This window comes from Gaoshiqia hydrogeniformans (assembly GCF_049347105.1).
Lineage (GTDB): Bacteria > Bacteroidota > Bacteroidia > Bacteroidales > Prolixibacteraceae > Gaoshiqia > Gaoshiqia hydrogeniformans.
In genome coordinates this window covers 900,009-921,418 of the sequence record NZ_CP186334.1, presented here as the reverse complement: position 1 = coordinate 921,418, position 21,410 = coordinate 900,009, and the positions used below count along the sequence as shown (strand labels likewise).

Here is a 21,410-nt window from a genome sequence, read left to right as displayed (position 1 = left end):
TTCGTTTTTTAGTATTCGTAAGGTCCGTCTTTTTCCCGGTAAACAGGGATGGTCTCAAAATTTTCTACCGGCGGGGGTGAAGGAACAGTCCATTCCAGCGTTTTTCCACCCCACGGGTTCTCAGGCGCCGGCGCTCCGTGTTTTGCCGACCGGAACAGGTTGATGATGATGATCACCAGACCAAAAGTCATTACCCATGAACCTAAAGTGGATAAAATATTAGCCGAGTGGAATTGTTCCAGGTAATCGTAATACCGGCGGGGCATCCCCAGGAAGCCGAGATAAAACATTGGTGAATACAGGGCCAGAAAACCGACAAAGAATGTGATCCAACCGGCATTGGCCCAGGATTTATCGTACATCCGTCCAAAAATTTTGGGGAACCAGTAATGAATAGCGCCGAAAAAGGAGAAGCCTACGCCGCCAAACACGATGAAGTGGAAATGGGCAACAACAAATGCCGTGTCGTGCAGGTAAACGTCGGTGGCCAAAGCGCCAAGAACCAGGCCGGACAGACCGCCGATCATGAATACAAAAATAAAGGAAGCTGCCCAGAAAAACGGTGTTTGTACGTTGATGGAGCCTTTATACATGGTGGAGATCCAGTTAAACACTTTGATCGCGCTTGGAATGGCAACCAGGAAGGTTAATAACGAAAAAGTATACTGGGCGGTCCCGCTCATGCCCGAAGTGAACATGTGGTGCCCCCACACGAAGTAGCCTACAAAAGCGATAGCCAAGGTAGAACCAACAATGGCTTTATACCCAAAAATATGTTTTTGTGCGAAGGTAGGAATGATCTCGGAAATTGCGCCCATGGCCGGTAAAATCATAATATACACGGCGGGGTGCGAGTAAATCCAGAATAAATGCTGGTACAGGATCGGGTCGCCACCCAATACCGGGTCAAAAATCCCGATCCCGAAGATTCGTTCCAGGGAAACCAATACCAGGGTGATGCCAATCACCGGCGTTGCCAGCAATTGTATCCAGGCAGTTCCGTAAAGTGTCCAGGGGAAAAGCGGCATCTTGGTCCAGGTCATTCCGGGCGCCCGCATTCGGTGGATGGTGACAATAAAATTCAGGCCCGTGAGGATGGATGAAAAGCCCAAGACAAAGGCGCCGAAAATGGCCGGCAACAGGTTCGACCCGGTTTTAAAACTGTAGGGCGCGTAAAAAGTCCAGCCCGTATCCGGCGATCCGTCTCCGAAAATCAGGGAGGAAATCACCAGGACGGCCCCGGCAATATACACGTACCACGAGAGAAGGTTCAACTTGGGAAAGGCTACGTCTTTGGCGCCGATCATGATCGGCAGTAAAAAATTGCCAAACACGGCCGGAAGCCCGGGAACAACAATCATAAAAATCATAATCACCCCGTGAACTGTGAATACGGCATTGTAATCTTTGGCTTCCATGATGGTCTTTCCCGGAGCGATCAGCTCCAGTTTCATGGCGAGCCCCAATGCCACACCAACCAGAAAAAGCGTCATCATGGAATACATGTACAGCAGGCCGATCCGTTTGTGGTCGGTCGACAAAATCCAACCCAGTATGCCTTTGTACTTCCCTTGGTAATCGAGATAACTTACATCATGGGGTATTTGAGAACTTGCTTGCATAAAAATAGTTAGTTTGTTATTTTCTTCTTGGGTTTTAAAATCAGGTACAGGAAAATAAGCGCTGCAAAAAACAGGATCAGCGTGCCGGATATTTTAGTGACATTCAACACGTAAGTCTGGCCAACCGGATCATACGAGTAACAATATTGCAGAAGCTTGTTGATTGTTGGGCCCGATTGCCCTTTGCCGGCTTCAACGATGGCCATTTTAAATTCGAAAGGTAAAAAATATAGTCCGTTGAGGTAGCGGGTAATCTTCCCGTCGGGGCTGATCACCATCACCGACGCCGCATGTTGAAAATCATTGCCGGTACGTTTATACCTAAAACCAACGGTTTGGGTCAGTTTCGCGATGCTGGCGCTGTCTGAAATGAAATATTTCCAGCCCCCCGCCAGTTCTTCTTTTTTATCGGTCAGGTTCAGGTAGTTGGTTTTTTTTCGCAAGGCCAAATCGAGGGTTTCAGTCGGATCGAAACTGATGGTGAGTACCTGGTAATCCACCCCGGCTTTCAGGTCCGATTTATTCATTACATCAGCCAAACCTTCCATCAGCGGGCTGCAAATTCCCGGGCAGCGGTAATACACCAGGTTTAGGATAGTGGGTCGGTCGATCAGGCTGGTCAGAGTTACTTTTTGGGAGTCTTCTCCAACGATATAAATGTCTTCAGGCAAATACTCATCCAGGTGTTCAATCACGCCAATCTCCGGATCCCTGCTGCGGTCATCAATCAGCGATGACTGTCCTGCTGCGCCTGAAAACAGGAAAAGCAAGATCGGTATGATTAAGAATTTGGGGTTTTGCCTTTGAATTTTAGTCATTTTGGGTTTTGATTTTATTCAAAATAAATTGACCCGTTTCAATTTCATGATAAGAAACCCTTAAGCACTGTTGAATGTTTAATGAAAATGAATAAAAACCGAAAATTTTCAGTTTTGATCAGATCACAATTACCGCTTCTTCATTGTAAGTCAATTTAGGCGAAACGAAGGACGGTTTGGCTAATGACAACAACTTTCCTCATGAATGACTTCCGTTTTTGGGGCTAACTTCTCACTTTTGGGGCTTACGTACGGAATGCCCAGCGAAAGGCCGCGCAGCACGAACAGAATTCCCAGTAAGACCACAAAATAGGGCACAAGTTTCCGCATTTTTGATCGCAATCCGGCGCTGATGGCGTTTCCGGTTAGCGAAACAGCCAGCAACATCGGGATGGTACCTAATCCGAACAAGGCCATAAACAAGGCGCCGTCAGTCACCTGGTTGGTGTTGATGGCCCCGGCGACAGCCACGTAAACCAATCCGCAGGGAAGCAGGCCGTTCAGTAAGCCGATCAGAAACAGCGACGACCAGTCGTGCTTCCTGAAAAGTTGTTGCAGGTTGCTGATCAGCCGGGCAGCATAACCCGTGAATAAGTTGCCGATGCTGATCTTCTGCCTGAAGAAATAGGGAAACAGAACGCTCAGGATCATGAGGATACCTAACAGGATCGAAGTCCATTGCTGAAATCCGGCCAGTTGAATCCCTCTTCCCAGTAAACCAAACAGGATGCCTAAAAGGGCATAGGTGAGGGTTCGTCCCAGGTTGTAAAGTAATCCGCCACTGATTTTCGACAGCCAGCTATGGCTTCTCAGGGGAAGCGCCACCGCAATGGGGCCGCACATGCCAATGCAATGAAAACTGCCAAGCAATCCCAATGTTAAAGGTGTAATTAAATCAGCCATCTTAATTGATTTTATTCTTTATGAAAATTTTGCTCGAAGTAATAAGCCTTTTCCCCGGCTGTCCAGTCCAGTTTCAGGGTATAGCGGCCTTTGGGTAATTGTTCCAGCGCCAGGTATTGCCTCAATGCTGTGTCGGGCTTCAGGTTGAAGCTGAGATCGTAAGCTTCGTTCACCGGGCTGTAGATGCGCAATTGGCCGGCAATCGTTTTTCCTTTAAATTCAGGGGGCAGTTGAAGTGTCAGCCGGTGGTTGCCGTAACTGAAGTCTGGTTTCACCATAAGTTGATTGGCATTCCTAATTCGTTCAATTTGTTCCTGGTAATTGACTGATTTTTGGTAATAATCTTTTTCTACCAGGTAATAATCCTGCCGGGTGGCCAGATACACCAAAAACAGCATGCCCGAAATCATCAGGATGATGGCGATGACAATTCCTGTACCCCAATTTATGTTAATCTTCATATGTTTGCTTTTTATCCAATGAGTTTGGTCCCACAAAGCCCGAACTGATTTTGTCGGTCAGCACACCTTCCTTGTATACTCCGATGATGATCCGGGTGTTGGAACTTTTCAGGATCGGTTTATTTAATATGATGAGCAGGTTTCGCGAAATCAATTCTCCCGGCTCGAGTACAAGCGGGTTGCCCAACACCCTGATTTCGCCTTCCGGTTCCAAAAGTTGCAAGTCGAGCGTGGACGAAGCGTTGGTTTTATTGATCATTTGCAGGTTGTACAAATTGCTGTATGCCTCCTGTCCGTGTTCCTGGAACAGAGTTCCCTGCATGCGGATAATGGTGGTTTCCACCTCGCTTCGGTCGATAAATGCAAAACCAGCTACGCCGAGTAAAACGAAAAGGACCACTGAGTAGGCCAGCGAACGGGCATTCATCAGTTTGCCGGTTCCTTCCCGGATTGAGCGTTCGGATGCGTAACGGATGAGGCCTGCGGGTTTGTTTACGGTGTACATCACGGCATTGCAGGCATCCATGCAGGCTGTGCAATGAATGCACTCCAGCTGGGTACCGTTTCGGATGTCTATACCGGTAGGGCAAACATCCACACAACGTTTACAATCAATGCAGTCGCCTTTTTCCTCGTGTCTTCCCCGTCCGCGAGGTTCACCGCGTTTGTAATCGTAAGCAACTACAATGGAGTTCTCATCGAGCATCACTCCCTGCAGCCGGCCGTAGGGGCACACCAGGGTGCAAACCTGTTCGCGAAACCAGGCGAAGATGAAATAGTGGGCTCCGGTAAATGCCAGAACAGCCAGAAAACTTCCCGTGTTGGGAAACGGCCAGCCTTGCAGAAGTAACCTCACTTCCCGGAAGCTGATGATGTAAGCTAAAAAGGTGAGCGTGCTGAAGAACGAGATCATCAGGAAAATACCGTGCTTCAGGATCCGTTTGAATGCCTTCACCGGGTTCATTTCCTGCCGGGCCAATTCGCGTTGTTTATTCCGGTTGCCGTCAATCAGGTATTCAACCGGACGGTATAAAAACTCCATGAAGATGGTTTGCGGGCAGGCCCATCCGCAGAAAACACGTCCGTAAATGACGGTAAAAAGGATAATGAAAACCAAAAAAGTAAGCAGGATCAATACGAGCAAGTGAGCGTCCTGCGGATAGAAGGTCTGGCCAAACAAGGTAAGATGCCTGTTGGCAAAGTCGAGCAGGACCAGCGGTTGCTTGTTCAGTGTCAGGTGAGGGGCGAGGTAGAAAAACAGTAGTAGCAGGTAAGCTACTACGCGGCGGTAGTTATAAAGTTTTCCCCTGGGCATTTGCGGAAATACCCAAACCCGCTTCCCGTCATTGCCTACCGTCGAAATACGGTCGCGAAAGGTGACTTTCCTGAATTCTTCGGGTTTTTCCATGTGCTCCATAGCCGTTGTTTTGTATTTGCGGTTTTTTTGCTATCCGGGATGCAAGTTATTCGATTGTTTCGGGAATGTATTTTTCACCTTCGGGCGCTTTCTGGTTTGGCGGATTGCTGCCCTGCAACGACCGGATATAGGTAATAACATGGTGAATTTGGTCCCGGGACAGCTGATCTTTATAGGGGATCATTCCTTTTTCGATCACCCCGTTCAGCACTACTTCTTTCATATTTTCATAACTTCCGCCATGAATCCAGTATTCATCCGTCATGTTGGGACCAACCAGTCCTTGTCCGAATTTTCCGTGGCAAACCGAGCAAATCCGGTCGAAGGTCAGTTTTCCGTCGGCCATGATTTCGGCTTCCGACTTTGGTTTGACTTCGGCTAACACGGCTGTTTTGCCGGCGGGTTGTCCTTTATCCTTGCGGGCGGCAGCCATTTCTTCGCGGTATTCTTTCTCCTGAATGATGCTTTCGTCTTTAAAAACAAAAACCAGCATCAGGTAGGAGAAGGCGAAAACGATGGTGGCGTAAAACAAATATTTGAACCAGGCAGGTATGCCGTTGTCGAGTTCCCGGATCCCGTCGTATTCGTGTCCCCCGATGAATTTTATTTTGGATAAATCGTCGTATTCTTCTGGTTTATTGGCGTTTTGCTGTTGATTTTTTTCTGTTCTCATAAGGCTGATTTTTTCAGTTCAACTTGTTTGCTCCTTGTTGTCATCCAAAGGTAAATGACTGAATCGTCGGGTCTTTTCTTTGTCCATCTTTACCGTGTGTATGGCTACCAGGATAAAGAAGATAAAGAAGATAAAAAAGCCAATAATCGCATATATGCCGACATGGTCAATGCTTCTGAGTGTTTCTCCGATCATGGCTTATTCGTTTTCGGGTTTAACCATAATGTCGGTGCCCAGCCGTTGGATGTAGGCGATCAGGGCGATGATTTCTTTTGTGCTTTCCGTTTCGATACCGGCTTCGTGCAGGTTTTTTGCAATCTGTTCGGCCTGTGCTTTCAGATCGTCGTTGGCCTGCATTTCATAATTGTCGGGGTAGGGGACGCCCAGCTTTTTCATCACCCTGATTTTGGCCGGGGTCGAGCTTAGGTCGATGTCCTTTTTGGCCAACCAGGGATATTTGGGCATGATGGACGCTTCGTTCATCTTTTGCGGGTCGATGAAATGGTTGTAATGCCAGGCATTGGGTTTGTATATCCGGCCGGTTTTTACCCCTTCACGCGCCAGGTCGGGGCCGGTACGTTTGGAACCAAACTGGAACGGACGATCGTAGATGAATTCGCCGGCCTTTGAATATTCGCCGTACCGTTCGGTTTCGGAGCGAAAAGGCCTGATCATTTGCGAGTGACAGGTGTAACAACCTTCCCGGATATAAATGTCGCGCCCTTGCAGCTCGAGCGGCGTATAGGGCTGTACCGTCGGGATGATCGGCACATTGGACTTGATCAGGTACGAAGGCACAATTTCAAAAATACTGCCGATCAGGATGGCGATGGTTGCAAAGATCAGGAAACGAATCGGCTTGCGTTCCAGAAATCCATGCCAGCTTTCGTTGGCTGTTTTTGGCCTTTCCGGGTTGACCAGCGCCGGGGCCTGTGCTTCTTCTTCGGCCAGGAACTTACCTGATTGCGCCGTTTTTACCAGGTTGAAAACCAACAGCAGGAAGCCGCTCAGGTACAGGATGCCTCCAAATGCACGGATAGCGTACATGGGGACCAGCTGCGTGACGGTTTCGAGAAAGTTGGGGTACATCAGGTATCCCTCGGGGGTGAACTGTTTCCACATCAGGGCCTGGGTGATTCCGCCGATATACAACGGGACGGCATAAAAGATAATAGCCAGGGTTGCCAGCCAGAAATGCACGTTGGCCAGTTTCACTGAGTATAGTTTGGTGTTGAAAAGCCGGGGAAACAACCAGTACAGCATGCCGAAGGTGAGCAGTCCGTTCCAGCCCAGGGCGCCGATATGTACGTGCCCGATGGTCCAGTCGGTGAAATGGCTGATGGCATTCACCGATTTGAGCGACAGCAGCGGCCCTTCGAATGTGGCCATACCGTAGGCTGTAAGCCCCACTACGAACATTTTCAGGATCGGGTCTCTGCGAACTTTATCCCAGGCGCCTCTCAAGGTAAGCAAGCCGTTAATCATGCCTCCCCAACTGGGGGCGATCAGCATCACCGAGAAGGTGGTCCCGAGCGCCTGCAGCCAGTCTGGTAGCGAGCTGTACAACAAATGGTGCGGACCGGCCCAAATGTAAATGAAAATGAGCGACCAGAAATGGATAATCGATAATTTATAGGAATAAACCGGGCGGTTGGTGGCTTTCGGCACAAAATAATACATCAGCCCCAGGAAGGGGGTGGTCAGGAAAAAGGCCACGGCATTGTGTCCGTACCACCACTGCACCAGGGCGTCCTGAATTCCTGCATAAACCGGGTAACTTTTAAAGGCGCTGACCGGAATTTCAATTGAATTGACTACATGCAGCACGGCAACGGTTGCCCAGGTAGCAATGTAAAACCAAATGGCTACATAAATGTGACTTGTCCGGCGTTGCAACAAGGTGCCAAACATGTTGATGCCAAAAACAACCCAAACCAGGGTGATGGCAATGTCGATGGGCCATTCCAATTCGGCATATTCTTTTCCGGTGGTGAAGCCGGCCAGCAAGGTAACGGCCGCGGCTACAATAATCAGTTGCCATCCCCAAAAATGGATTTTCCCCAGTAAATCGCTGTACATCCGGGTTTTAAGCAGGCGTTGCATGGAGTAATACACGGCCGTGAAGATGGCATTTCCCACGAAGGCGAAAATGGCGGCGTTCGTGTGAACCGGCCGGGTCCGTCCAAAGGTGGTAAACTCCAGGCTGAAATTCATTTCAGGGATAAAAATCTGAAGGGCAACAATGACTCCCATCAACAGGCCAACCACCCCCCATACAATGGTTGCGATGGCAAAATTGCGGGTAATTTTGTTGTCGTAACTAAATTTTTCCAATTCCATATCAGTTGATTTATTTTATATCATCGGTTTTTTTGATTGTTTTTTGTTGTGCTTCCCCCGGGGAGGGACCCTCCTCACTTGTTGGCATATCGTCGAAAAGCATACGCACGGAAGGCGTATACGAATCATCAAACTGCCCCGAACGCACAGCCCAGATAAAGGCTGCAAGAAAGGCGGCTGCCACCAGGATACCAATAATCACCAGGAAGTATAAAACAGACATAAGGCGTTTTCCGTTTAGGGTTCAGTTTAAAGGATTCTTACAGATTGTTTTGGAAATTATCCATAAAACAAGCTAATGTCCAAATAACAAGCTTCGTTAAACATTGTTTTTTCATCACAATTCTTTTTTTTCACAAAAAACAAACAATCAGTTTACAGTCCGGCCCGCTTGGCGGTAAATCTCACTGCGAATGTGGCGAATGCAACCACCGAGACCGAACTGAGCGGCATCAGGATGGCAGCGACGACAGGCGATAAATTTCCCTGTACCGCAAACGAAATCCCGATGAGGTTATACAGAAAGGAAATCAGGAAGCTCAGCTTCACAATTTTCATGCTGGTACGGGTAAACCGGATGAACTTATTGAGTCCGGCAAACTTACCGGCTTGTAAAATGGCATCGCATGCCGGCGTGAAATGATAGATGTTATCGGCAATCACCAGCCCGACTTTGCTTTCGTTCAGCGCACCGGCATCATTCAGCCCGTCGCCGATCATCAGCACGTTTTTCCCGTTGGTCTGCAAATTCCGGACGTAGTTGAGCTTATCTGTTGGCGATTGGTTGAAGTTCAGACGGGCATGATCTTTAAAAAGCGGCAGCAGATTATCGCGTTCCGACTCATTGTCGCCGCTGATCAGATGCAGCTCTGCCTGTTTCCTTAATTGCTCAATGGTTTCGGATAAACCTTCCCGGTATTTGTTCTCAAATTGGAAATAGCCCGGCACCCGGTTGTTAATATAAATCCAAACCTGTGTTTTTAACTCTTCCCCGTCGGCTGTCTCGCCTGTCACAAAATACCGGGAACCGATGTTGACCTTTTCGCCCCGGATGGTTCCGCTGATGCCCAGGGAAGGCAGTTCGGTATAATTTTTCACTTCGAAAAGTTCACCTTCGGGAAGGTGCCTGTAGATGGCTTTACTCAGCGGATGTGTGGAATGGTAAGCCAGGGAGCGGATCATCAGTTGTTGTTCGTGGGTTAAGCTTTCGCCGGCAAACTGAACCTTCGCCTCCTGGGAATGGGTGATGGTTCCGGTTTTGTCGAAAACCACCGTATCGGTGTGGTAAAGTTTTTCAATGACGTCGGCATTTTTCAGGTAAAACCCTTTCCTTCCGAAATAGCGCATCGTGCTCCCGAAGGTAAACGGAACCGTGAGGGCCAATGCGCAGGGGCAGGCAATAATCAGCACCGATGTAAAGGCGAATACCGCTTTGCCATGGTCGGTCGGAAACCAATAGATGGCTGCTGCCAGGGCGATGGAAATTACGATCAGGGTAAAGTACTGGCTGACCCGGTTGATGATGTCGGTCATCGAAGTTTTACGGGTATTCCCGTCCTGTTCGCTTTGGTTCCAGAGTTGGGTGAGGTAGCTTTGTTCCACTTCTTTTTGTACCAGAAGCTCGATGCCGCTGCCGGTTTGCCTGCCGCCGGCAAAGACAAATTCTCCTTCATTTTTCGACACCGGGATCGACTCGCCGGTAACAAAGCTGTAGTCGATGCTTCCTTTTCCCTTGAAAATAACCGAGTCGGCCGGGATCAGTTCCTGGTTGCGCACCAGGATCCGGTCGCCTGCCCGGAGTTCTTCCAGCGGGATGGTTTCGCGTCCTGCATCGGTGAGTTTGGTCACGGCTACGGGAAAATAAGTTTTGTAATCGCGTTCGAAGGTTAAGGCTTCATAGGTAATTCCCTGGTACCACTTCCCGGTGAGCATAAAAAACACCAGGCCGGTGAGCGAATCGAAATAACCGATCCCGCTTTGCGTGACCACCTCGTAGGTACTTTGAATAAACAACATCAGCAGGCCGAGGGCGATGGGCGTATCAATGCTGATGACTTTATTCTTCAGGCCTTTCCAGGCTGTCAGGAAATAGTCGCTGGCACAGTAAAATAAAACAGGCAGGCTTAAAGCAAAGCTGAGCCATCCAAAAAACAGTTGAAAATGACTTTCCAGCTGTTCTTTGCCGGGTAGATATTGCGGGAAATGATACAGCATGGTATTGAGGAAGCTGAACCCGGCAATGCCGATCTTTGTTAGCAGGATGCGGCTGGTCCGGGCAGGTCGCGATTGCTCCCGGTCTTTTCGGCTGATTTCAGGAACGTAATGGATGGAAACCAGCAATTCGACCAGTTTCCGCAGGGAAATCGCGTCTTCTTTATAGGTGATGCTCACTTCTTTCTTCGGAAAGTTGACCGACGATTGCATGACCCCTTTGTGGAGGGTATGCAGGTTTTCGAGCAGCCAAATGCAGGAAGCACAGTGAATCCCCGGGATAAAAAAGCGGACTTTTGCGATGCCCGAATCCCTAAAGTCGAGCAGTTGCCGGCCGATTTCAGGCAGGTCGAGAAAAGCGTATTTGTCGTCGGTAACATGTTCCGTAGTGTCCAGCTTAATGCCCGGTAACTGCGCGATTTCGTAGTATTTGCCCAGTTTATTGGTATTTAACAGCTGATAGACCGTTTGGCAACCGGTACAGCAAAAGGCCTTATCGTCCCAGGTCACCGGGTGTTTGCCGCAGTCGTCGCCGCAATGGATACAAACGGTTTGAGTAGGGTTGGTTGTTTCGGGCATGATTTTTTTTTTCACCTTTAACAGTTGATCATTTCAAAGGTTGTGAAAAATGATGAAGAATCCGGTTTATTTTCCGCTTCGTTTTGTCTATCTTACAGTCATCCTAAAATTGAAAGATATTCAACAATATGTTGCCAGGATTGTTTTTCTTCTCATTAATCATGATCTATAAACGACAGATATGAAACAAAATATTTTCCGGCGGGTCGGGCATTTTTATCTGGACGGGTTCAGGAATATGAGCGGTTGGGGGAAGCAGGTGTGGCTGGTGATCCTGATCAAGCTGTTCATTATGTTTGTGATCCTGAAGTTGTTTTTCTTTCCTAATTTCCTGAAAACCAATTTTGATACCGACGAACAGCGCAGCGAGCACGTATTGGACAACTTGACAAATACAAAATAAAAAACACATGTTAGAAGCAATCGACTTATCCTTAGTTAACTGGTCGAGGGCGCAGTTTGCCCTTACCGCCATGTATCACTGGGTTTTTGTGCCGCTTACCCTGGGCATTACCGTCATCATTGCGATGATGGAAACCCTGTATGTAAAAACAGGAGACCCGGAATGGAAAAAGATTACCAAGTTCTGGATGACCCTCTTCGGCATTAATTTCGCGATCGGGGTGGCTACCGGAATTATCCTCGAATTTGAGTTTGGCACCAACTGGTCGAATTATTCCTGGTTTGTGGGCGATATTTTTGGTGCGCCGCTGGCCATCGAGGGTATTTTGGCCTTTTTTATGGAATCGACCTTTATTGCCATCATGTTTTTTGGATGGAACAAGGTAAGCAAAAAGGTGCATTTGGCAGCGACCTGGCTCACGGCCATTGGCGCCAACCTGTCGGCCCTTTGGATCCTGGTGGCCAATGCCTGGATGCAAAGCCCGGTTGGCATGCAGTTTAACCCCGAAACAGCCCGAAACGAAATGGTTAATTTCTGGGAGGTCTTGTTTTCGCCCGTGGCTGTCGACAAGTTTTTGCATACTACGTCCTCCGGTTTTGTACTGGCGGCTATTTTCGTGATTGGCATCTCGGCCTGGTTTTTACTTAAAAAGCGCGAACTGGTGTTTGCCCGGAAGAGTATTGCCATTGCCGCGGTATTTGGTTTGGTGTCGTCGGTTTACCTGGCTTTTACCGGCGACAGTTCGGCCAGGCATATTGCTCAAAACCAACCGATGAAGTTTGCCGCTTTCGAGGGCCTCTACAACGGGAGCGAGGGGGCCGGGCTCATTGCCCTCGGTTTTATGTCGACCACCGATACCGACCCTTCCAACGAAAACCTGATGGACTTCAACTTTAAGGTGGAGATACCGAATATCCTTTCGTATATGGCCTACATGGACTGGAATGCTTTTGTTCCGGGGGTGAACGACCTGATTGACGGAAATGAAAAGCAAGGGATCATGCCGGCCGGAGAAAAAATAGAGCGCGGTAAAACGGCCATCCTTAAGCTAAAGGAATTTAAAGAAGCCAAAAAAGCCGGCGACGAAGAGCAGGCCCAACGGCTGAAGGCCGAATTTATGGACGAGGATTTTCAGGAAAACTATTTTAAATACTTTGGTTACGGTTACATTACCGACCCCAACATGCTGATCCCCAATGTGGCGCTTTCGTTCTACAGTTTCCACATCATGGTGGGGCTGGGGTTTTATTTTATCCTTTTCTTCGCCTTATCGTTGCTTTATGTGGTGAAGGGCACTTTAGACCGGCGGCGAGGCTTTTTACGCCTGGCCATCTGGACGATCCCGCTGGCTTACATTGCCTCGCAGGCCGGCTGGATTGTGGCCGAAGCGGGCCGTCAGCCCTGGGTGATTCAGGACCTGATGCCCACCGTGGCAGCCGTTACCCAAATCAGCGTCAGCGCCGTGCAGGTGACCTTCTGGTTGTTTGCCGCCATCTTTACCATTTTGCTGATCGCTGAAATTAAGATCATGCTTCGTCAAATTAAAATCGGACCAAAAATCACTGAAGGAGGAACAAATAATGTTTGAAAATTTATCACATCTGGCATTACAACAATACTGGTGGATCATCGTGTCGTTGCTGGGGGCCCTGTTTGTTTTCCTGACCTTTGTACAGGGAGGGCAAACACTGATTTACACCATCGGAAAAAATGAAAACGAACGGACGCTTTTAGTGAATACGCTGGGGCGGAAATGGGAATTTACCTTTACCACCCTGGTGACATTCGGAGGTGCTTTTTTTGCCTCCTTCCCCCTGTTTTACGCCACTTCGTTCGGGGGCGCTTACTGGGTTTGGATGGCCATCCTGTTTTTCTTTGTCATCCAGGCGGTTTCGTACGAGTACCGCAAAAAGCCCGACAACCTGCTGGGCGCCAAAACCTATGAAATCTTCCTGATCCTGAACGGCGCTTTCGGGACCATCCTGGTTGGAACAGCTGTGGGTACTTTTTTCAACGGCGCCATGTTCAGCCTCAACGACATGAACAATGTGCTCTGGCAAACTCCTTACCGCGGGCTCGAAGCGGTGCTCACCTTCCACAACGTAGCCCTGGGCCTGTCGGTTTTTTTCCTGGCGCGGGTGTTGGGCGCCCTTTATTTCATCAACTCGGTAGATGATGATCAGATTTATGCGCGGGCTAAAAAGCAGGTGCTTTACAATGGACTCCCGTTTTTGGTCTTTTTCCTGTATTTCCTGATCTGGTTGTTGTTAAAGGAGGGGTATGCCTACCATGCGGCTACCGGCGAGGTGTTTACGGAGAAATTCAAGTACCTGCACAACCTGTTGCAAATGCCGCTGGTTGCCCTTATCCTGCTGGTTGGCGTAGCGGGTGTTTTGTGGGGAATGGTTGATGCCGTTTTCAAAAACGGTTCAAAAGGTATCTGGTTTGCAGGCGGCGGTACAGTGCTGGCGGTTTGGATGTTGTTCCTGATGGCCGGCTTCAATCAAACGGCTTTTTACCCTTCGCTGTACGATCTGCAATCGTCGCTGACCATCGAAACGGCCTCGTCGAGCCATTTTACCCTGACAGTGATGAGTTACGTTTCGCTTTTTGTGCCCTTCGTGGCAGCCTACATCTGGTGGTTCTGGCGGGCCATGAACAGCAAGAAGATTGATGCGAAAGAAATCAGCGAAGAATCACATTCCTATTAACATTAAACCACTTAGCATATGTACTGGAGTTCCATTTTACTTTTTCTGACCTGGCCGGCCCTGATCGTCTTATCCTGGTTCCTCGTGAAACTGGTGATCAGAAAATACAACCAGGTATTTGAAAAGATTGAAGAATAAGTATTCGTTTTTTTACTGAATCCATAAAGGCTGCCGGAAAAACATACTACCATCTAACAGAGTCACCCCGAACTTGTTTCGGGGTCTGTATCGTAAAGATAAGTCATCCCGAAACAAGTTCGGGATGACTTATCGGATCGTTTTTCCGGCAGCCTTTTTATTAACAATTTCACTGTTTTTGTACGATTTGGTTTTAAGCCGAATGTATCAAAACCGGTGATGAACAAATGTTTTTTACCAACGAACGAAACCCCTGTTGTGGTGAATTAAAAATCAAGTATTGGTTAATAAATTGTCGGATATTTAACAACATCTTCTTTTATAATCGTTTTTTGTTTATTTGATCTGCGAAACAATAAGCTTGTTTTGTTGAAACAGGTTTTCAAATCCCATCGGATGGTTTTCTTTCCGGTTTCTTGATGCTCTGCCGGGTAGGACGGGGCATCCGGGATGAATGTTTAACAGGAATGCATGTGTAAGGTGATGGTGTTGCTGCCGGTCGGTACGGTGGCGGCTTTTTACCGGATTCACGGGGGCCAGGGCCCTGTTTTATGTATACATGTTCCAACAATCTAAATTAAACTGAAATGGCAATAGATTATAAAGTAATTGAAAAAGGCCAACCCGGCGTTGTTGGGGGTGGCGAAAAAAAGTTCTATGCCCAGATTGTTTACGGTAAAGAAGTTACGGTTGACGAACTGGTAAAAGAAATCGAAAAGTTTAGTGCGCTGTCGGAAGCCGACATTCGCGGAGTGATCGTTGCCCTGGAGAACGTCATCCAGGACAAACTGGCCCAAAGCCGGATTATACGTCTCGAAAAACTGGGGAGTCTTTACCCGGCCATTAGCAGTAAAGGCGAAGAGAAGGAAAAAGATGTAGATGCCGAAACAATTAGAAAAGCAAGTGTGAACTACCGTCCCGGTAAGCGCATTCTCGAAACCCTGAAAGCAGCAGGTTTTAGCAAAGTGAAAGAAAAATAAAACCTGCTGTGGTTCTCAAAAAAACCACACGTGGTTTTGATTCGAATCACACGTGGTTTCGCTCAAAACCTAACGTGGTTTTTCCTAAAATCTAACGTGTTTTTTTGAGGTCCTGGGTTCCCCGTGAATTTTATAGTCAAGAGTAATCTGTTTGGAATTAATAAATCTGTATAATAAGCTATCTGTCAGGCTAATTATGACAAGATAATCCTGAAAGGATTAAACATGAATAACCACGGGTTACACCCGTGGTTAACAGCGATGCACGAAACAGAACCCCGAAGGGCGTTCAATAAAAGATCCTTTTTTTTTTAACGATTAACTCGTGATTCGTATTATTCATAAAAACCAATTGTTTTTAAAAGATGCTCCGAATGGTTATAAATATCATTCAGATTTGTAAGGTCGTATTTAGTTCCTTTTTTTGCTTCATCAAAAAGTTCAATTCGTTTTTTTGAACCATTGAAATATAATCTGCAAATAGGTTTGCGGTTATTATCGTCCAACAATACTCCGAAGTAAGTTTGTGTATCTCTATGGATAATCCTGGTTCCATCCACTTTTTGACGTAAAATAGCCCTGATGATATAAAAGCCTTCCAATTCTTCTTCAGTTGTCTCGATATTTCTCTTGAGTTCGTCATTGTCATCATTATCCTCTACTGCTTCAGAGGCTATTTTGTCGCTCTCATTTTCTTTTTCCAATGCTGACTTTAATCGGTTACTGACCCGGTCGCTTAGCCATTGTGCCAATGACTTCTTTACGATCGATTTAAATTGTTCAATAACATTAGCTGTTGCCCTGCCTTGATAAACTTGGGTGAGAAAGAACCGGATAAATGGCTCTGAAGGATCTTCGATTTCGTTATTCAGAATATTCTTTATCTCATTCGAATATTTTAATTCACTTGCTGTTCCAACGATCTTGTCAATGTCGAAATAAGCTTTGTGGAACTTTTTTAATTCTACAACCTGTTGTTCTTTAATATTGAGCAGGTCAATTTCAAAGAATGGTTTGCTGTCGAGTTTATTGTGGTCTTCAAGATCGGTATAGAATTTAAAAATCTGCCCATTTGTTAAAATGGCGAATTTTGCATCACAGGCATGAAAATACCTGATTAATTGCGTATCGTGATTAACTAAAGAGTCATTAACACCTTTACATTCAATAAGAATAGTTACTTTGTTGTTAAGTAGAATCGCATAGTCAACCTTTTCTCCTTTTTTTGTGCCAACATCAGCAGTAAACTCAGGAACAACTTCCATCGGGTTAAATACATCGTATCCTAATGCTTGAATAAATGGCATAATCAGAGCATTCTTTGTCGCTTCTTCGGTTAATAGTTGCGGTTTAAGTTTTTCAACGCGGTCAGCTAAATGAGCAATTTGATCACTAAAGTCCATAGTCGTTTTTATTTTAGTTTATTATTTAAGAGACTGTTTTGATTTTAAATTTAAAAAATATTATAGCGCAATTAACACCAAGGTGTTTATAATTAAAAAATTGGTTATCAGCTAACTATATCAGGTTAGATTTTCTTTGCACTAAAATAACGACAAATTAGTGTACGATGAAAATTTACCCAAGTGATTTAACCGATAACCAGTGGCAAGTTATAAAAGATTTGTTTGAACAAGAGCGAAAAAGAAAACATAGTTTACGATCAATTGTGAATGCAATTTTGTACATAACCAAATCCGGTTGCCAATGGCGGATGCTCCCCAACGACTTTGCGCCATGGCAGACAGTTTATTATTACTTCAGAAAGTGGAAGTTAAACGGGCTTTTGGAGGAATTGCATGATTATCTTGTCGAAAAGGTCAGGGTGCAAAAAGGCAGAAACCCTGTTCCATCTGTTGGCATAATTGACAGTCAATCCGTTAAAACAGTCAATGTTTGTCAAGACGAGATTGGGTATGATGGCGGCAAAAAGATTAAGGGCAGAAAAAGGCACATTGTTGTTGATACCCTTGGCTTACTACTGGCCATTGTAGTCCATTCAGCAACGCCACATGACAGCAAGGCCGCAGAACTTGTATTTAAAATCCTTAAAAATAAATACATAAAAGGGATCGTAAAAATATTTGCCGATGGCGGTTATCGGGGGGAATTAATAGAGACAGCCAGGATAAAATTTGGTTGGGCCCTCGAAATTGTCAAAAGAAATGAAGCCCACAAATTCAAAATCCTGCCTAAAAGATGGATTGTTGAAAGAACATTTGCCTGGATTTCATTTCAACGACGGACCTCGAAAGACTATGAAAGGTTGACCGAAACAAGTGCAGCCTTTGTCCAATTATCAATGATAAGATTGATGCTTAACAAATTTTGACAATGATTTCAAAACAGTCTCTAATAGTTTATCAATTTTCTCTTCCAATGAATTAATCTTTCGTTCCAATTCGTCATTGTTATCGCTAACCATCGCATCTACGAAAATAGAGTTCACCAAAGATAGTCCTAAGATTCCTCCGGCGATAAGAATGGTTATGAAGTATATTTTTGAAAAGAATGCAATGGTACTTGTTGTATTCTGCGCAATATAATCGGGTATTTCGTACCACCCTTCGATCGTAAATATTCGGAATATGGTATAAAATGAAGTGACCGGAGAGCTAAAATAATTTGGGGCGATGTTTTTGAAAATGAAACAAGATAAAACGGAAATTATAAAGATGAATACGAAGAATCCCAAAAGTACAATTATCGAAGCCTTCATTGCCCTTTGAATTCCCGCTATCAAATTCTCTATGTTAGGAAAGAATCTGATAAACCGGAAGAATTTGAAGATTCTGGTTATCCTTAGTATCAATAAATAGTCGAGCTGATTTCCGGATGATCCATACAACCAAAAGAATAATGATGGAATTGCCAGTATAGTGAGGATGCCATCAAATATGTTCCAGCTTGATTTTAGATATCCACCCAACCCATGAAAATGAATTTTTGTAATCATTTCCATGACAAATATGCTTCCCCCCATCCTTAGGACAGGATAAATATAAAACTAAGTTTGATGATAATGATGATGCAATGGTGTTAACAACCGGAAATAACTCGCAGAGAAGCGGAGAGTTATTCTGGTTATTAACACCTTTTCTTTTTTGGCTACTTTTTTCTTTTGTCAACATCTCTGGTTTTTGTTTATAACTCATCAGGCTGCCTGGAAAATCTCTGCTGGAACCTGGTAAGCCAACGAACTATGCCGTCTTTGTTGATTGTAATAATGAAAGTATCGTTTCAGCCCCATATAGAGTTCGGGCCCCGTTTCATAGGCATTCAGATAAATATCTTCGTATTTCAGGCTGCGCCACAGTCTTTCAATAAAGATATTGTCCGTGGCACGGCCCCGTCCATCCATGCTGATGGTGATATTTTCACCTGTCAGAAAACCGGTGTACAACTCGCTGGTAAACTGGCTGCCCTGGTCTGAGTTGATTATTTCGGGCTTGCCATGTTGGCTGATAGCCTCTTTGACCGTCTCCAGTACCCATTCGGATTCCATCGTGTTGGACAGGGACCATCCAACCACAAAACGGCTAAAAAGGTCAATAATGGCCACCAGGTACAAATAGCCATGCCTGACCGGAACATACGTGATATCGATCCCCCAAACCTGGTTGGGCCGCTCAATGACAAGGCTGCGCAGCAAATAGGGATACTTCTTATGCTCTTTACATCCTTTTGAGGTATGCGGGCCCGGAACGATTGCCGACAAATCCATCAACCGGTATAACCTGGCTATCCGCTTATGATTGACCTGAAACCCCATATCCCGGACCAACCATTGGGTCATCGACGGAACTCCCATATAGGGATGTTTCAGGTAATGCTGATCGATCAGTTTCATCAATTCAAGGTTGAAGGCATCTTCTTGCTTTTCCTGTAAATTATAATAGTACCCGGAACGATGAATGCCCAGCAGTTCACACTGCCGCTTGATACTGAGCTTGTGGCGGGCCTTGTCAACAATCTTGCGCCGCTCTGCGGGACTGGCTTTCATGACAAGGCTTTCTTTAAAAAATCAATCTCTACCTTTTGCTGGCCAATCACCTCGTACAGCTTCTGCTTTTCCTTGTCTTCCGATTTGTCACCCTTGGTTGATCCTTCCGAAAAAACAACTGAGGATTTATTTAAAAACTCCCGCTTCCAGTTGGTGATCTGGTTGGGATGAAGATCATAACGCTTGGCCAGTTCCGCGATGCTTTCCCTTTCTTTCACGGCTTCGACGGCCACCTTGGCTTTAAATTCTGCTGTAAATTTCCTTCTGCTTTTCATAGACAACAATTTTAATAATTTCAAATTAATTCTGTTGTCCTAAATTTGGGGGTAATTATAAAATATTAATGTTCACTAGTGTCCCATTAAAATCGGGACGTATTAATAATTAAACAAATTTGGCTCATTAAGGCTAAAACGTTCTTTGTCATTTTGAAATTTAGTTCTATCAAATAGGTCTCGAAGATTAGTTTTATCTGTTAAAGATATGCTCAATCTGCAAGACCTCATATGTGCTTCTATCAAGTTGCATGTCCTTTTGGACGATTGCCACCAAGCAGTAAGTGCACATGGCAGCGTAGATTTGAATCCGAACAGCATTTTCAGTAGTACCCCAAAACTTTTTGATTTTCAGATGTTGCTTTAACCATTTGAAGAACAGCTCGACTTGCCAGCGGTTCTTGTAAAGTTCAGCAACCTGCAATGCAGAAATGTGCATTGCATTGGTCAAGAATACAAGCTCACGCTTTTGTTCTTCATCCCAATATCTGACCAATCTAAGATGCTCTGGATAGTATTGCTTAGGATAAAACCCAGTCAATTCAATTGTTACATCTGAAAGCACGTTCTTGGGCAATCTTCGTTTCCATTTGATCATCTTGCATTGTAGATTCTTTTTGGCTCTTAAAACATAGAAAGCTCCTATTTGATGAATCTTATACAACATCTTGAAGTGATTATATGCACGGTCAAATATGTAATATGAGCCTGATTCATAAGGGATCTCTTTCATGGCAGTAGAGTCGTGAACAGATGCTTCAGTGATATGGAAAAATGCAGGTATCTGTGTCTCCACATCGTATAATGCATGTACTTTGATTCCACCTTTTTTCTTACGGAACTTCGCCCACCAGAATACCGAAAGGCATAAGTCAATTGTCGTTGAATCAAAAGCATAGACATTGCCTTCAAGCTTGAAGATGTCAGCAACGCGTTTCTGCCTGGCTTCGTTTACCAGATAGTAAGCATACTCTTCAAAGATGTGATAGTCCCTGTCTTGATTGGCTCTGGCCAGTGATGATTTTGAAATGTTCTTGCCCAATCCCAAATGATAAGATTTGGAGTGATGAGCATCAAGTGCGACGATCAAATCTCTAAGACTTTCACGATTTGACAATTGCCCGAACATCAGAGATAGCAATTGATTCCAACAAGTGAAATGCTTCACGTATTTGTCGCCATTGTATTTGGCAACAATACGATTGAATTTGCTTCGATTCAGAAACGAGACCAGTTGAGCGAAAACGTATTTGTCTTGATACATATGCAATCAGAATAATCTGATGCAAAACTAAAAATTCAAGTCCGTTCGCTCGAAAAATGGATACAACTAACTAAATTTCAAATACATCAAAGAACTTTTTTAGTTTTTAATGGGACGGTAATGATTAATGTTATAATGTTGTCTGTGTTAGATAGTATTAAATTAATTCTGGATGGTAATTCAAAGCCTTGAATAAAGATGACGATTGAGTTTGCAATAATAATCCATAGAATAAAAGTGTCGTCTAATAGCAATCTTTTCAACTTATTCATAGGACGTTAGTTTGTGAATGTTGGATTTGTATAAATTTTGACTCATAAAATTAACTAAAAGCAACAATAAAATAAAGAATGTTATTGGACAATAGATTATTTATAATCGTTCTAATAATAATATATGTGGTTTCCTTGAGTTTCTCCGTCGGTGCTAATTCAAAGCTCCAGGTAAAATATGGATAATTTAAAAGCGAGCCGTTATCTTTAAGGAGCTGAAATAAATTATTCAAAAATAGCTTACTGTGAGATAGTTCCAGTAAGTATTGGAGTATTGTTAGATATAATTGGCAAATCATTTTGTGAATCTCCGTTTAGCGCCAATTCGTACTATGATACC

The 21,410-nt window shown here is 45.2% G+C and carries 21 protein-coding genes; 5 read left to right on the top strand and 16 right to left on the bottom strand.

All coding sequences use genetic code 11. The features are described from left to right. Positions 1 to 8 precede the first annotated feature (8 nt). The 10 genes from ACOIT5_RS03890 to ACOIT5_RS03845 all read right to left on the bottom strand — a co-directional run bounded on the left by ACOIT5_RS03890 (position 9) and on the right by ACOIT5_RS03845 (position 11,039). Positions 9 to 1,622, bottom strand: coding sequence for a cytochrome c oxidase subunit I (locus tag ACOIT5_RS03890; RefSeq protein ID WP_423129151.1), 1,614 nt, complete (start codon positions 1,620 to 1,622; stop codon positions 9 to 11). A gap of 8 nt (positions 1,623 to 1,630) precedes the next feature. Next, the gene (locus tag ACOIT5_RS03885; protein WP_423129150.1) at positions 1,631 to 2,440 is read right to left on the bottom strand and encodes an SCO family protein; all 810 of its coding nucleotides are present in this window, start codon (positions 2,438 to 2,440) and stop codon (positions 1,631 to 1,633) included. Positions 2,441 to 2,620: 180 nt separating this feature from the next. Next, positions 2,621 to 3,343: a sulfite exporter TauE/SafE family protein gene (locus ACOIT5_RS03880; RefSeq protein WP_423129149.1), complete on the bottom strand. Its 723-nt coding sequence runs from the start codon at positions 3,341 to 3,343 to the stop codon at positions 2,621 to 2,623. An 11-nt stretch (positions 3,344 to 3,354) separates the two neighbouring features. Continuing rightward, positions 3,355 to 3,804 (bottom strand): FixH family protein, encoded by a 450-nt coding sequence (locus ACOIT5_RS03875; RefSeq protein ID WP_423129148.1) that lies wholly within the window; start codon positions 3,802 to 3,804, stop codon positions 3,355 to 3,357. After that, a complete protein-coding gene (ccoG, locus tag ACOIT5_RS03870; protein WP_423129147.1) occupies positions 3,794 to 5,221 on the bottom strand; it encodes a cytochrome c oxidase accessory protein CcoG in 1,428 nt (475 codons plus the stop codon). The genes ACOIT5_RS03875 and ccoG overlap by 11 nt, the downstream gene beginning before the upstream one ends. Before the next feature lie 46 nt (positions 5,222 to 5,267). Then, positions 5,268 to 5,894 (bottom strand): cbb3-type cytochrome c oxidase N-terminal domain-containing protein, encoded by a 627-nt coding sequence (locus ACOIT5_RS03865; protein ID WP_423129146.1) that lies wholly within the window; start codon positions 5,892 to 5,894, stop codon positions 5,268 to 5,270. An 18-nt stretch (positions 5,895 to 5,912) separates the two neighbouring features. Then, positions 5,913 to 6,089: a hypothetical protein gene (locus ACOIT5_RS03860; protein WP_423129145.1), complete on the bottom strand. Its 177-nt coding sequence runs from the start codon at positions 6,087 to 6,089 to the stop codon at positions 5,913 to 5,915. A 3-nt stretch (positions 6,090 to 6,092) separates the two neighbouring features. Further along, positions 6,093 to 8,234 carry a cytochrome-c oxidase, cbb3-type subunit I gene (ccoN, locus tag ACOIT5_RS03855; protein ID WP_423129144.1) on the bottom strand — a complete coding sequence of 714 codons (2,142 nt, stop codon included), beginning with the start codon at positions 8,232 to 8,234 and terminating at the stop codon, positions 6,093 to 6,095. A 10-nt stretch (positions 8,235 to 8,244) separates the two neighbouring features. Next, entirely contained in the window at positions 8,245 to 8,457 is a 213-nt protein-coding gene (ccoS, locus tag ACOIT5_RS03850; RefSeq protein ID WP_423129143.1) for a cbb3-type cytochrome oxidase assembly protein CcoS, read from the bottom strand. Positions 8,458 to 8,609: 152 nt separating this feature from the next. Further along, a complete protein-coding gene (locus tag ACOIT5_RS03845) occupies positions 8,610 to 11,039 on the bottom strand; it encodes a heavy metal translocating P-type ATPase (protein ID WP_423129142.1) in 2,430 nt (809 codons plus the stop codon). Positions 11,040 to 11,205: 166 nt separating this feature from the next. On the opposite strand from ACOIT5_RS03845, the gene ACOIT5_RS03840 reads away from it, so the two are divergent. The 4 genes from ACOIT5_RS03840 (at position 11,206) to ACOIT5_RS03825 (ending at position 15,256) form a co-directional block, all read left to right on the top strand. After that, positions 11,206 to 11,427 carry a DUF4492 domain-containing protein gene (locus ACOIT5_RS03840; RefSeq protein ID WP_423129141.1) on the top strand — a complete coding sequence of 74 codons (222 nt, stop codon included), beginning with the start codon at positions 11,206 to 11,208 and terminating at the stop codon, positions 11,425 to 11,427. Positions 11,428 to 11,434: 7 nt separating this feature from the next. Then, positions 11,435 to 13,015: a cytochrome ubiquinol oxidase subunit I gene (locus ACOIT5_RS03835; RefSeq protein WP_423129140.1), complete on the top strand. Its 1,581-nt coding sequence runs from the start codon at positions 11,435 to 11,437 to the stop codon at positions 13,013 to 13,015. Next, positions 13,008 to 14,138, top strand: coding sequence for a cytochrome d ubiquinol oxidase subunit II (locus ACOIT5_RS03830; RefSeq protein WP_423129139.1), 1,131 nt, complete (start codon positions 13,008 to 13,010; stop codon positions 14,136 to 14,138). The genes ACOIT5_RS03835 and ACOIT5_RS03830 overlap by 8 nt, the downstream gene beginning before the upstream one ends. Before the next feature lie 725 nt (positions 14,139 to 14,863). Next, on the top strand, positions 14,864 to 15,256 hold the full coding sequence (locus ACOIT5_RS03825) for an HU family DNA-binding protein (protein ID WP_423129138.1): 393 nt from the start codon (positions 14,864 to 14,866) through the stop codon (positions 15,254 to 15,256). A gap of 335 nt (positions 15,257 to 15,591) precedes the next feature. On the opposite strand, the gene ACOIT5_RS03820 is transcribed toward ACOIT5_RS03825, so the two are convergent. Further along, positions 15,592 to 16,659 (bottom strand): type I restriction endonuclease, encoded by a 1,068-nt coding sequence (locus ACOIT5_RS03820; RefSeq protein ID WP_423129137.1) that lies wholly within the window; start codon positions 16,657 to 16,659, stop codon positions 15,592 to 15,594. Between the two features lie 167 nt (positions 16,660 to 16,826). Between ACOIT5_RS03820 and ACOIT5_RS03815 the strand changes: the two genes are divergently transcribed. Continuing rightward, entirely contained in the window at positions 16,827 to 17,588 is a 762-nt protein-coding gene (locus ACOIT5_RS03815; RefSeq protein WP_423128629.1) for an IS5 family transposase, read from the top strand. On the opposite strand, the gene ACOIT5_RS03810 is transcribed toward ACOIT5_RS03815, so the two are convergent. From ACOIT5_RS03810 to ACOIT5_RS03790, 5 genes are all read right to left on the bottom strand, one after another. Beyond that, positions 17,556 to 18,212, bottom strand: a complete 657-nt coding sequence (locus ACOIT5_RS03810; RefSeq protein ID WP_423130605.1) for an ion transporter — start codon at positions 18,210 to 18,212, stop codon at positions 17,556 to 17,558. The genes ACOIT5_RS03815 and ACOIT5_RS03810 overlap by 33 nt on opposite strands. Next, positions 18,148 to 18,387, bottom strand: coding sequence for a hypothetical protein (locus tag ACOIT5_RS03805; RefSeq protein ID WP_423130638.1), 240 nt, complete (start codon positions 18,385 to 18,387; stop codon positions 18,148 to 18,150). Before ACOIT5_RS03805 ends, ACOIT5_RS03810 begins: the two co-directional genes overlap by 65 nt. Before the next feature lie 23 nt (positions 18,388 to 18,410). Beyond that, a complete protein-coding gene (locus ACOIT5_RS03800) occupies positions 18,411 to 19,259 on the bottom strand; it encodes an IS3 family transposase (RefSeq protein WP_423126433.1) in 849 nt (282 codons plus the stop codon). Continuing rightward, positions 19,256 to 19,534 carry a transposase gene (locus ACOIT5_RS03795; RefSeq protein ID WP_423126434.1) on the bottom strand — a complete coding sequence of 93 codons (279 nt, stop codon included), beginning with the start codon at positions 19,532 to 19,534 and terminating at the stop codon, positions 19,256 to 19,258. The genes ACOIT5_RS03800 and ACOIT5_RS03795 overlap by 4 nt, the downstream gene beginning before the upstream one ends. Before the next feature lie 193 nt (positions 19,535 to 19,727). Beyond that, positions 19,728 to 20,798, bottom strand: coding sequence for an IS4 family transposase (locus ACOIT5_RS03790; RefSeq protein ID WP_423126649.1), 1,071 nt, complete (start codon positions 20,796 to 20,798; stop codon positions 19,728 to 19,730). Positions 20,799 to 21,410 lie beyond the last annotated feature (612 nt).